Origin of the sequence: Pseudobutyrivibrio sp. UC1225 (genome assembly GCF_900115215.1) — a bacterium.
GTDB lineage: Bacteria > Bacillota > Clostridia > Lachnospirales > Lachnospiraceae > Pseudobutyrivibrio.
Genome location: NZ_FOVQ01000002.1, coordinates 244,903 through 257,179 on the forward strand (window position 1 = coordinate 244,903; position 12,277 = coordinate 257,179).

Below are 12,277 nucleotides of genomic sequence, written 5' to 3' on the forward strand. Positions count from 1 at the left end.
GCAGTTTTATGATAGATTATGATAAAATATGCGTATTATGATAATTTATGATATAATATGCATATCAATAGAATTGGAGTTTGGAGGGAACTATGAAGAAGGATAACCCATTTACACTTACCTTTGGAAAGCAGCCAGGTGAATATATTTCTAGATATGAGAATACTGATACAATCATTAGCACATTCGAGGCAGACAATCCTATTAGTAATGCCTATTTGATAGAAGGTGTTAGAGGTAGTGGTAAGACTGTGCTTATGACTACTATTGCTAATATTCTTTCTGAGAAGACAGAATGGGTTGTTGTAGATCTTAATTCTACTCAGGACTTGGTTGAGGATTTTGCACAGAGATTAAGTGATGAATGTAGGAAAATCCCCAATTTGTTTAAGAATGGATTTAGTGTTTCTGCCGGTGGTATTAGTATAGGACTAAATGGAATAGGGCAGACACAGGATAATGTAGGTATTATAGATAGCATACTGGCATCATTGAAAAAGAAGAATAAGAAAGTTCTTATTACAATAGATGAGGCTATGCCTACAGAGAATATGAGACATTTTGCAAGCCAGTTTCAGATATACCTGAGAAAGGACTACCAGATTTTCCTATTGATGACAGGTTTATATGAAAATATTTATGCAATTCAGAATGACCCTGCATTAACATTTTTGCTTAGAACTCCTAAAATAAACATGGAACCGCTGAGCATACCACAGATTACCAAGCAATATAAATCAATTTTCAATCTTGAAATAGAGGATGCTCATAAGATGGCTATTGTTACTAAAGGGTATGCTTTCGCATTTCAGGCATTAGGAATGCTATATTATGAGTATAATGATAGCTTGGATTGGGACGAGATTTTATCTAAGCTAGATGATTTGTTAGATGATTTTGTTTACAAAAAGATATGGGAAGGCTTGTCAGAGAAAGATCGAGATCTTATAAGAGCAATTGGTTCAAAGGTTGCATCAGTTTCAGACATATGTGATGTGCTTCAAATTTCAAACACCAGCTTCCCTAGATATAAAGAGCGTCTGCTAAAAAAAGGAGTTATATCTGTGGCAGGCAGAGGATTGGTTGAACTTTCTTTGCCTAGATTTGCAGAAGTTGTTGAGTTATATCCATAAATATAATATTTAGAAAAGAGCGTCCATTTTGGAGGCTCTTTGTATTATATAACAACAAAATAAATGAATATGGTAAATTAAATATAACAAAACCTGATCTTGTCGTTATTTTTGAATGAAAGTTAACAGGCAATTTATGAACAATTAGTGAAAAGTCTGTTAATTCCAAAAAAAGGTGTTATTATATGGTTACAGAAATGAGGAGAGATTTCTGTGCGTTAAAATTTTATAACGCAAAAGCAAAGACAGTATACCGCACGAGTACTGTTGGTTAGGTATTAACATTCAAGTCTTTTTGGAGATTCGGATTTGGGTGTTAATGTGAGGTTATTAACTGATGTGCTAGGCACATCAACCGGGAAAGGATTCTCGGACAGGTATCTACAAGGAGGTAGAGATTATGGTAGTACAACACAATATGCAGGCGTCAAATGCTTCAAGAATGCTTGGTATCACAGCAAGTAGTCAGGCAAAGTCAACAGAGAAGTTAGCATCTGGTTATAAGATTAACCGTGCAGCTGATGATGCAGCTGGTCTTTCAATTTCTGAAAAGATGCGCAAGCAGATTAGAGGTCTTTCTCAGGCGTCTACAAATGCACAGGATGGTGTATCTGCAGTGCAGACAGCTGAAGGTGCTCTTACAGAAGTTCATTCAATGCTTCAGAGAATGAATGAGCTTGCAGTTCAGGCTTCAAACGGAACAAACAGTGAGTCAGATCGTTCTTCTATCCAGGATGAAATTAATCAGCTTACAACTGAAATCGATCGTGTTGCTGAGACAACAAAGTTCAACGAGTCTTACTTATTAAAGGGTGACTACGGAACAAAGAATATCAAGATTGCAGCTCATGATGCTGGTCTTGATGGAACACTTACTCAGAACACAGAGAAGGCTACATTCACAATGAATGCTCTTGCAATGGGTGATAGCTACACAATCGGTGGAACAAAATATACTATTGGTGTAGCCGGTAATAATCCATCAGATCAGCTTGATAAGGCAATGAAGGCATTGGGATTAACTAATGGAGCTAACGATCTTGATCCTGGTGCTGTAATTAAGATTGATGGAAAGTCATTTACAATTGCAGGTGCGACAAATGCAGACACTGCTGAAGTTAAGAAGGATGAGCTTGATACATTTGCAGGTGTAGGCTCAACAATTGAGTACAATGGCAAGTCAGTTAAATTGTTTAATACAGCTACTGGTCCTGCAGCTGATAGAAATGGTGTAGATGAGAAAGATGCTACTCTTATCACAGCAGACCATGCTTATGAATTAATTGCAAATGAATTTAAGGCAGCATCTTCAATTGGTTCTGATGAGGTAATTCAGACAGTAGACAAGGAGTATAATAATACTACCTATAATAGTACTAACACTAACAACAAGTTAGCAAGCGAGCTTGAGACTAGTGGTAAGAGAAATAAGGTTACATTCTCTCTTACAAAGGGTGAGGCTACAGTTCAGGAAGACCTTACATTCAACCTTCATGTTGGTTCTGATGCTGATATGACAAATAAGATTGGTGTTACAATTAGTGCTATGGATTCAGCAGCTCTTGGTATTAAGGGTATTAATGTAGCTGATGCTACAGGTAAGGCTGCTACATACGCTATCGATGCAATTGCTGATGCTGTTTCTAAGGTATCTGCACAGAGATCTTCTCTTGGTGCTATTCAGAACAGACTTGAGCATACAATCGCTAACGTTGATAACGTAGTTGAGAACACTAACGCTTCTGAGTCACGTATCCGTGATACAGATATGGCTGAAGAAATGGTTAACTACAGCAAGAATAATATTCTTACACAGGCAGGTCAGGCAATGCTTGCACAGGCTAACCAGTCTACACAGGGAGTACTTTCTATCTTAGGGTAATGAAAGTTAATCTTAGGTAACTATTAACCAATTTTATCGTGCGACTAGATAATAAAGCATAATTACAGGGGCTTCTTCCATTTGGAAGAGGCCCCTTTTCTATAGTAGTAAATATTTTTTTAAAAATTTTTAAAATAGGGGTTAAGTTTATAACACCTCATCCGATATATAAGGTGTACGGAAGAGAAATGGCTTAAAACTAACCCGATTTAGAATAGAAATAAAAAAGATTAAAAAAATTTCTAAAAGGGGTTAAGTAATAAAACCAATCTTCCGATAAAGCATATGTAAGGTGAAAGAAAAGGAATTCTTTACCTTCGAAAAATAATAATCCAATTTCAAATGAATTCGAAACAGGACATGGATGTTATGGATCGAAAGTAATCAAATTTATTTTCCAATCTCGCTTTACAATTAAATATGCAACTTGAAAAACTTGTACTAACTATACTAGATATTGTTTCGATATTCATAAACAGTATGCCGCGCGAGTACTGTTTTGGATATAAATGTAATTTGTTAACAATATGTGCATAGCACATCTTCCGGGAAAGGAATCCAGGAAGTATCTACAAGGAGGTAGAATTTATGGTAGTACAACACAACATGCAGGCAAGTAACGCTTCAAGAATGCTCGGAATTACTTCCGGACAACAGGCAAAGTCAACTGAGAAGTTAGCATCTGGTTACAAGATTAACCGTGCAGCAGATGACGCAGCTGGTCTTTCAATTTCTGAGAAAATGCGTAAGCAGATCAGAGGTCTTGATCAGGCATCTACAAACGCATCTGACGGTGTATCAGCTGTACAGACAGCTGAAGGTGCTTTAACAGAAGTTCACTCAATGCTTCAGAGAATGAACGAGCTTGCAGTACAGGCAGCTAACGGTACTAACAGTGAGTCTGATCGTTCTTCAATCCAGGACGAAATTAATCAGCTTACAACAGAAATCGATCGTGTTGCTGAGACAACAAAGTTCAACGAGACTTACTTACTTAAGGGCGATTATGGAACAAAGAAGATTCAGATTGCAGCTCATGATGCAGGTCTTATCGGAACACTTACTCAGAACACAACAACAGCTACCTTTACAATGGGCGCTTTAGCAATGGGCGATACCTACACAATCGGAGGTACACAGTACACAATCGGTGTTTCAGGAAGTAGCACAGCTGATCAGCTCCAGAAAGGCTTGAAGGTGATTGGTGCTGGTGATGGAACACAATGTACTCTTTCTGAGGGTTCAGTTATCAAGATTGATGGAAAATCATTCACAATAGCAGCAAAAACTAATGCAGATACATCAGAAGTAGCAGTTACACAGCTTAACAAATTTGCAAGTGAAGGTTCTACAATTGAGTACAATGGTAAGGAAGCAAAACTCTTTAGTGCAGCAGACGGTGCAGAGCCAGATGGAACAGCATCAAAAGTAAAGGGTATCGATGACAAGGATGCTACACTTATTACAGCTGAAAAAGCTTATGAGCTTATTGCTAATGAGCTTAGAACCGCATCCTCAATTGGTTGTGATGAGGTTATTGGTTTAGTAACAGCTACAATCGGTAAAGGAAACTCAATGCAGGATGTTGCTGGTAACTCAAATGCACAGGACCCAACAGATGTTAGACCAAAAACTGGTGATCAGACTAAGGTAGAGTTCAAGATTACAAAGGGTAATGCTTCAGTTCAGAATGACCTTACATTCAACCTTCATGTTGGTTCTGACGCTGATATGACAAACAAGATTGGCGTTACAATCACAGACATGAGCTCTGCTTCACTTGGTATCCAGGGACTTAATGTTTCTGATGCTACAGGTAAAGCAGCTACATACGCTATCGATGCTATCGCTGACGCTGTTGCTAAGGTATCTGCACAGAGATCTTCACTCGGTGCTATCCAGAACAGATTAGAGCACACAATCGCTAACGTAGATAACGTAGTTGAGAATACAAATGCTTCTGAATCTCGTATCCGTGATACAGATATGGCAGAAGAGATGGTTAACTACAGCAAGAACAACATCCTCCAGCAGGCTGGTCAGGCAATGCTTGCTCAGGCTAACCAGGCTACACAGGGCGTACTTTCAATTCTTGGATAATAAATACATGAACATCTTAAGCATAGCTTAGGATTTATCCAAAATAATTGTTTCGCGCAGACTAGTTACCAACTAGTAAAATTGGGGCTCTCCGAAAGGAGAGCTCCTTTTTTGATGTGCGGACTAAAGTTTTTTCACACTCCTCCGATAAAAAAAGTAGATGAAACATTATTCATCATAATAAAATCGTAGCTTTAAAACTGAATAAGGCTATACTACTTAATTTCTTCCCTACTTGATAACCTGGGGTGGTTGGTCACACCTCTTGTTATATAGATACGGATGCAGCCTAAAGTATGTAGCATTCCAAATCAAAAGAAACTTTTAAAAATTTTGTTATGCGTTCGTCGCATCTCTTATGAATGGAATCAGAAGAGTATCTACAAGGAGGTAGAAATTATGGTAGTACAACACAATATGCAGGCAGCTAATGCTTCAAGAATGTTAGGAATAACAACAAATGCTCAGTCTAAGTCTACTGAGAAACTTTCTTCAGGATTTAAGATCAACCGTGCAGCAGATGATGCAGCAGGTCTTTCAATTTCTGAAAAGATGCGTAAACAAATCAGAGGTCTTGACCAGGCGTCAACCAACGCGTCTGACGGTATCTCAGCAGTACAGACCGCCGAAGGTGCCCTCACAGAAGTGCACTCTATGTTACAGAGAATGAATGAATTGGCAGTCCAGGCAGCAAACGGTACAAACTCTGAATCAGACCGAGGATCCATCCAGGATGAAATCCTTCAGTTAACAACAGAAATCGACCGTGTCGCTGAAACGACTAAGTTCAATGAGACCTATCTTCTCAAGGGGGATTACGGCACCAAGTCGCAGGTAATTGCAGCTCATGACGCAGGTCTTGCAGGCACACTTACACAGAACACTACAACAGCCACATTTACTATCAATGCCCTTGCAATGGGTGATACAGTCACAATCGGTGGCGTTAAGTACACAATCGGTGTTCAGGGAACAAGCGTTGGAGACCAGCTTGCAAAAGCTTTAGCAGTTGTTGGTACATCAGCAGATCCAGATACAGGATTAAAACATGGTGAAGTTGTAAAGATCGATGGCAAGTCATTCACAATCGCAGCAAAGACAAACGCAGATACATCTGAAGTAACAGCTTCACAGCTTAACAAGTTTGCCAGCCAGGGTTCTACAATCGAGTACAATGGAAAGGTTGCAAAACTTTTCAGTACAGAGGACGGTGGTGCACCAGGTGAAGGCAAGGGTGATGGTATCGATCCTAAGGATCAGACACTTATTACAGCAGCAAAGGCATATCAGCTTATGTCAAATGAGCTGAGAGCAGCTTCATCTATCGGTTGTGATGCAATCGTAGATCTTCCAGATGTTTGGTATGGTGGAACCAGTGGATCAAAATTCTATGAAAGTGGAACTACAAATCCAACAACAGCGGAAGCTCTGGCAGTTAATGGAAAATTACCTAGTGAGGTAACAGGTGATAACCTGACAAAGGTTGAGTTTGTTTTGAAGAAGGGTTCTGCAGTAGTTCAGAAGAGTTTATCATTCAATCTTCACGTAGGTTCTGACGCAGATATGACTAACAAGATTGGTGTTACTATTGACTCAATGACAGCTACAGCACTTGGTCTTCAGGGACTTAACGTAGGTGATGCAACCGGTAAGGCAGCAACATATGCGATTGACTGTATTGCAGATGCTTTAGCAAAGGTATCAGCACAGAGATCTGGTCTTGGTGCTATTCAAAACAGATTAGAGCATTCTATCGCAAATCTTGATAACGTAGTTGAGAACACAGATGCTTCTGAATCACGTATCCGTGATACAGATATGGCTGAAGAGATGGTTACATACAGTAAGAATAATATTCTTATGCAGGCAGGCCAGTCAATGCTCGCACAGGCAAATCAGGCAACTCAGGGTGTTCTTTCATTACTTCAGTAATTAGCGTGGCCAAACGCAATAAGGTACTTTACGTACTATCCACAAAATTGGGGTCCTTCGGGACCCCGATTTTAATTTGCAAAAATTGCTATAAACCTATATAATTGATAAGGATAATATCTTTTTGTCCAACTATTGTTTGCACTTTCTAAATTGGAAAAATATGGTGCTATACAGTTAGAAGGAGTTTTAAATGAAAAAAGTAGAAGATTACGTAAGAACTATTCCGGATTTTCCAGAACCAGGTATTATGTTTAGAGATGTCACAACAGTTCTTCAGGACGCTGAGGGCTTCAAGCTCGCCATCGATGAGATGAAGAAGCTTCTTGATGGAGTTGATTTTGACGTTATAGCAGGAGCAGAGAGCCGTGGTTTCATCTTCGGCGCACCACTTGCATACGCTATGGGCAAGCCATTTGTCCTTATCCGCAAGAAGGGTAAGCTCCCATGTGAGACAGTTGAGAAGTCTTATGACCTCGAGTACGGTTCAGCTACAATCGAGATGCATAAGGATTCAGTTAAGCCAGGACAGAAGGTTGTTGTAGTTGACGATCTTATCGCTACAGGCGGTACTATCGAGGCAGCTTGCGAGCTTATCGAGGAGCTTGGTGGCGAAGTTGCCAAGGTTGTATTCCTTATGGAGCTTGCTGGTCTTAACGGACGCGAGAAGCTTGCAAAGTATGATGTAGCTTCAGTTGTAACATACGAAGGAAAATAAATAAAAATTTTAGGCTTCCCATTGTGGGGAGCCTTTTTTATAATATAAATATGGAATTAACGCAGATTGCTCATATAAACACAGGATTTACACAAAAGTTTGGTATACCTAGACAAAGTGGATTGGTTGGTGAAATAGGCCACATTATCTTCGAACCAGAATTTAGAAATCCCACTTTTATCGATGGAATCACGGATTACGACTATCTGTGGCTCATCTGGGGATTTTCCAAGAATAAGCCCTTAGAGGGAGGCACCGTTCGTCCACCTCGACTGGGAGGTCAGAAGCACATGGGGGTATTTGCCACCCGAGCGCCATTTAGGCCAAACAATATCGGTCTTTCATCTGTGGAGCTCATAGAGGTTCAGGAGAAAGAGGAGTTCGGCCCAGTCCTTGTGGTAAAGGGCGTGGATATGCTTGATGGCACACCAATTTACGATATAAAACCTTATATTCCTTATGCGGATGCTCATCCCAATGCCAGGGGAGGCTTTACAGATGAGCTTTCAAAGGGAGCACAGGTTAAGGTGGATTTTCCACAGGAGCTTTTACAGAAGCTTCCGGAGGAAATCAGAGAATCAGCAGTGGAGCTGTTAGGGCAGGATCCAAGAGCTGGCTATGACCGTGGAAAGCAGCGAGATTTTAGGCTTGCCTATCACGGATATGATATAGTATTTTTAGGTAAAGATGGGGAAATAACAGTTACTGATGTATTGAAAATTTGATTCAAATTAAGGAGGGGCTCATTATGTATGACTATATTGCCATTGAACGTACCTACGGTAGTGGTGGACACAAGATTGCTGAACAGCTTGCAAAGCGATTAAATTATCGCTTGTACGACCGCAGCGTAGTAGTTGAAACCTGTAAACGTATGGGGCTGGATTATGATGTGGTTTCAGGCATGGATGAGCAGAATCCTGTTAAGACATTCTTCAATGCTCCAGGAGATAATCCTTCCATGGAGGAGAAGATTTATGATACTCAGGTGTCTATTATTAAAGAGGCAGCTGAGCAGCCAGGCTGTATTTTTGTAGGCCGTGGCGCCAGCGAGATTCTTAAGGATAAAAAGATTCTTAAGGTATTCATTACAGCACGTGATTCATATCGCCGTGACCGTGCTAAGAATGTCGAGAAAATCGAGGAAAACAAAATCGATGAGACAATGAAGAAATTCGATAAGAAGCGTGAGAAATTCTTTACCACCCACGTAAATGGTGGAAAGTGGGGTTCTATCGAGTACTTCGATTTGATTATAGATTCCAGCGAGATTTCAGAGGATGGTGCAGTTGCAATGTTAGAGGCATTGGCAAAGGCTTAAGCTGACCACAATAACTCAAAAAATTAATTATATGGGCTGCTTCAGGCATAGTTCTGAGGCAGCTTTTTTATTGGGATTTTTGGGTCATAAAAGATTAGTTGTTCGACGACAACTTTTTGTTGATGGTTATTATTTTTAGACAACGTTAAAATAATAACAAAGTAAAAGGAGGATTCAACAATGAAATACCAGGGACTTTTTGAGCCTATCAAGATTGGTAAGCTCGAAATCAAGAACCGTTACGCAATGGCTCCTATGGGACCTCTTGGTCTTGGAGATTGCGAAGGTGGATGGAATGACAGAGGTATCGACTACTATACAAGACGTGCACAGGGTGGTATCGGTCTTATCATCACAGGTGTTACTTTCTCAGACACTGAGGTAGAGAAGCCTTCATTCCCAAACACACCAAACTCTACATACAATCCAGTACAGTTCGTTAGAACTAGCCGTGAGATGACAGAGCGCGTACACGCATACGGCTCAAAGATTTTCTTACAGATGTCAGGTGGATTTGGACGTGTTACTATTCCTACAAACTTAGGTGAGTTCCCACCAGTTTCAGCATCAGCTATTCCACACAGATGGCTTGATAAGACTTGCCGTCCACTTACAGTAGAAGAGATTCACGGAATCGTTGAGAGCTTTGGTAAGGGTGCTTACAATGCTAAGCGTGCAGGCTTCGATGGTGTTGAGATTCACGCTGTTCACGAGGGTTACCTTATCGATCAGTTCGCTATCTCATTCTTCAATCAGCGTACAGACGAGTACGGCGGAAGCTTAGAGAACAGACTTCGTTTTGCTAAGGAAATCCGTGAAGAAATCGCAAAGACTTGTGGTTGGGACTTCCCAGTTGCAATGAGATTTTCTCTTAAGAGCATGGTTAAGGACTTCCGTGAGGGAGCACTTCCAGGTGAAGAATTCGAAGAGAAGGGCCGTGATATCGAGGAAGGTATCGAGGCAGCTAAGCTTCTTGAGAAGTACGGCTATGATGCCCTTGATGTAGATGCAGGTACATACGATGCATGGTGGTGGAATCACCCACCAATGTATATGGAGAAGGCTCCATACAAGGAATTTGCAAGAATCACTAAGGAGCACGTTAACATCCCAGTTATCATGGCTGGTCGTGTTGATAATCCAGATACAGCGCTTGACTGCTTAAACAATGATATCTGCGACATGATTTCACTTGGCCGTCCAACACTTGCAGATCCAGATATCGTAAACAAGATTCGTAGAGACAATCTTAGCCAGATTCGTCCATGTATCAGCTGTCAGGAAGGCTGCATGGGTCGTATCCAGACTTATTCACTTATCAACTGTGCAGTTAATCCACAGGCTGGTAAGGAAAGACTTAATCAGTACAACCCAATCGTTAAGAAGAAGAAGGTTCTCGTTGTAGGTGGCGGTGTTGCAGGCTGTGAGGCAGCACGTGTACTTGCAGAGAGAGGACACGAGCCAGTTCTTTACGAGGCAACAGGTCGCCTCGGTGGTAACCTTATCCCTGGTGGCGCTCCAGCATTCAAGGAGGATGACATCGCTCTTGCTAAATGGTACGAGGATGAGATGGTTCGTCTTGGCGTAGAGGTTCACCTCAATACAAAGGCTACAGATAAGGAAATCCTTGATAAGCAGTTTGATGCAGTTATCCTTGCTACAGGTTCACGTCCAAAGATGTTCTCACTTGGCGATGATGAGAAGGTTTACTCAGCAGAGCAGGTACTTCTCGGCGAGAAGGAGACAGGCGACAATGTAGTAGTTGTTGGTGGCGGTCTTGTAGGTTGCGAGCTTGCACTTGATCTTGCTCAGAAGGGTAAGAAGGTTACAATCGTTGAGGCTCTTGAGAAGCTCATGGCTGTTAACGGACCTCTTTGCTCAGCAAACAAGGAAATGCTTGAGAAGCTTATCCCTTTCAACGGTATCGATGTTGTTACTGGTGCTAAGGTTACTGAGTACAAAAACGGTGTACTTAAGGCTTCAGTTGGCGAAGACACTAAGGAATTAAATGCAGACAGCGTAGTACTTTGCGTAGGTTATGCCAGCGAGAACACACTTTACAACCAGCACAAGAATGATGTGGACGAAATTTATCTTCTTGGCGATGCAAGACAGGTATCAAACATCATGTATGGTATCTGGGATGCATTTGAGGTTGCAAACCACATTTAATTACTTTTAACCCCAATTAATTACATAAAACCCTATACTGTTATATTATTTTTATAAAAAATCCCCCATTTTTATATAAAAAACTTATCTCCCCTATTAATATATATCCCGTCAGGTCCGTTGCCTGACGGGATTTTTTATATTAAAATTATCCTATGAATACGCGAAATTTTAAATGTTTCCAAACTGTATATGAGGAGAGAAATCTTCAGGTAGCTGCCAGTAAGCTTTTCATGTCTCCACAGGGCCTCAGCAAATTGATTAAAGGATTGGAGGAGGAGTGTGGTACTACGCTTTTCTCCAGAACAAAGGACGGCTTTATCCCTACAGAAAGTGGTAAGGTTTTCTACGAGAAATCCAAAATCATTACAAAGGATCTCAATGAAATGTTTTCCGCTATTGAGGCTGTTAGCGATAGAGAAAAGCGATTTAAAATAGGGTTTGCTGCTGGTACCACTCGCGTGATTGATATTCCGGCAGTAAACAATTTTATGAAGTCCAATCCTGAAATCGTAGCCAGCTGGGATGAGCAGGAAAATGGCATTGTCCTTAACCGTGTTTTGAATGATGAGATTAATTGTGGCCTGGTGGTAGGAAAACCGGAGGCTACAGGACTTGTTGCAAAGCTGATAAAGTCGGTCGAGATTGTGCTTTATGTGTATAAGGGACACCGACTTTGGGACAGCGATCAGGTGAACATCCTAGACATAAAGGATGAGCCGCTGGTATCCATGAATGAAAAATATCACATATATCACGATGTGGTTAATGCATGTCACACCAATGGCTTTAATCCGGAAATCATTGCCCGTGTTGGTGATGGTGTAACAATGCACACTCTGGTTAAGAACAAGATTGGCATCGGTATTTGTCCTAGATTCTTTGAAGATGATGAGGACATAAAGTCTGTTGCTATTAATGATGCCTACACCTGGGATGTGTACGGAATATACATGGAGAATTCGCCAGATGCACCGCTGGCAAAAAGATTTTTGCAGGAAATGTAATACAATATGTAA

General features: G+C 40.8%; 9 protein-coding genes. All 9 read left to right on the plus strand.

The window, feature by feature from the left end; all coding sequences use genetic code 11:
* Positions 1-92 precede the first annotated feature (92 nt).
* The 9 genes from BMZ41_RS04005 to BMZ41_RS04045 all read left to right on the plus strand — a co-directional run bounded on the left by BMZ41_RS04005 (position 93) and on the right by BMZ41_RS04045 (position 12,265).
* On the plus strand, positions 93-1,133 hold the full coding sequence (locus BMZ41_RS04005) for an ATP-binding protein (protein ID WP_090527061.1): 1,041 nt from the start codon (positions 93-95) through the stop codon (positions 1,131-1,133).
* Between the two features lie 400 nt (positions 1,134-1,533).
* A complete protein-coding gene (locus tag BMZ41_RS04010; RefSeq protein ID WP_090527063.1) occupies positions 1,534-3,015 on the plus strand; it encodes a flagellin N-terminal helical domain-containing protein in 1,482 nt (493 codons plus the stop codon).
* A gap of 588 nt (positions 3,016-3,603) precedes the next feature.
* Complete coding sequence (locus BMZ41_RS04015) at positions 3,604-5,115, plus strand: flagellin N-terminal helical domain-containing protein (RefSeq protein WP_090527065.1); 1,512 nt, start codon at positions 3,604-3,606, stop codon at positions 5,113-5,115.
* A gap of 399 nt (positions 5,116-5,514) precedes the next feature.
* Positions 5,515-7,047 carry a flagellin N-terminal helical domain-containing protein gene (locus BMZ41_RS04020; RefSeq protein WP_090527067.1) on the plus strand — a complete coding sequence of 511 codons (1,533 nt, stop codon included), beginning with the start codon at positions 5,515-5,517 and terminating at the stop codon, positions 7,045-7,047.
* Positions 7,048-7,240: 193 nt separating this feature from the next.
* Positions 7,241-7,765 carry an adenine phosphoribosyltransferase gene (locus BMZ41_RS04025; RefSeq protein WP_090169002.1) on the plus strand — a complete coding sequence of 175 codons (525 nt, stop codon included), beginning with the start codon at positions 7,241-7,243 and terminating at the stop codon, positions 7,763-7,765.
* A gap of 50 nt (positions 7,766-7,815) precedes the next feature.
* Positions 7,816-8,490, plus strand: coding sequence for a tRNA (N6-threonylcarbamoyladenosine(37)-N6)-methyltransferase TrmO (tsaA, locus tag BMZ41_RS04030; protein ID WP_090527069.1), 675 nt, complete (start codon positions 7,816-7,818; stop codon positions 8,488-8,490).
* Between the two features lie 23 nt (positions 8,491-8,513).
* Positions 8,514-9,086 carry a cytidylate kinase-like family protein gene (locus BMZ41_RS04035; RefSeq protein ID WP_090168998.1) on the plus strand — a complete coding sequence of 191 codons (573 nt, stop codon included), beginning with the start codon at positions 8,514-8,516 and terminating at the stop codon, positions 9,084-9,086.
* 180 nt (positions 9,087-9,266) lie between these two features.
* Positions 9,267-11,258: an oxidoreductase gene (locus tag BMZ41_RS04040; RefSeq protein ID WP_090527071.1), complete on the plus strand. Its 1,992-nt coding sequence runs from the start codon at positions 9,267-9,269 to the stop codon at positions 11,256-11,258.
* Between the two features lie 155 nt (positions 11,259-11,413).
* Positions 11,414-12,265, plus strand: coding sequence for a LysR family transcriptional regulator (locus BMZ41_RS04045; RefSeq protein ID WP_090527073.1), 852 nt, complete (start codon positions 11,414-11,416; stop codon positions 12,263-12,265).
* Positions 12,266-12,277: the final 12 nt, after the last annotated feature.

What these genes read in the sequence shown, in the direction of transcription:
- BMZ41_RS04010 (WP_090527063.1), top strand. Translation starts at nt 1,534, where the DNA reads ATGGTAGTACAACACAATATGCAGGCGTCAAATGCTTCAAGAATGCTT.
- BMZ41_RS04020 (WP_090527067.1), top strand. Translation starts at nt 5,515, where the DNA reads ATGGTAGTACAACACAATATGCAGGCAGCTAATGCTTCAAGAATGTTA.
- BMZ41_RS04045 (WP_090527073.1), top strand. Translation starts at nt 11,414, where the DNA reads ATGAATACGCGAAATTTTAAATGTTTCCAAACTGTATATGAGGAGAGA.
- BMZ41_RS04040 (WP_090527071.1), top strand. Translation starts at nt 9,267, where the DNA reads ATGAAATACCAGGGACTTTTTGAGCCTATCAAGATTGGTAAGCTCGAA.
- BMZ41_RS04015 (WP_090527065.1), top strand. Translation starts at nt 3,604, where the DNA reads ATGGTAGTACAACACAACATGCAGGCAAGTAACGCTTCAAGAATGCTC.
- BMZ41_RS04025 (WP_090169002.1), top strand. Translation starts at nt 7,241, where the DNA reads ATGAAAAAAGTAGAAGATTACGTAAGAACTATTCCGGATTTTCCAGAA.
- BMZ41_RS04005 (WP_090527061.1), top strand. Translation starts at nt 93, where the DNA reads ATGAAGAAGGATAACCCATTTACACTTACCTTTGGAAAGCAGCCAGGT.
- BMZ41_RS04035 (WP_090168998.1), top strand. Translation starts at nt 8,514, where the DNA reads ATGTATGACTATATTGCCATTGAACGTACCTACGGTAGTGGTGGACAC.
- tsaA (WP_090527069.1), top strand. Translation starts at nt 7,816, where the DNA reads ATGGAATTAACGCAGATTGCTCATATAAACACAGGATTTACACAAAAG.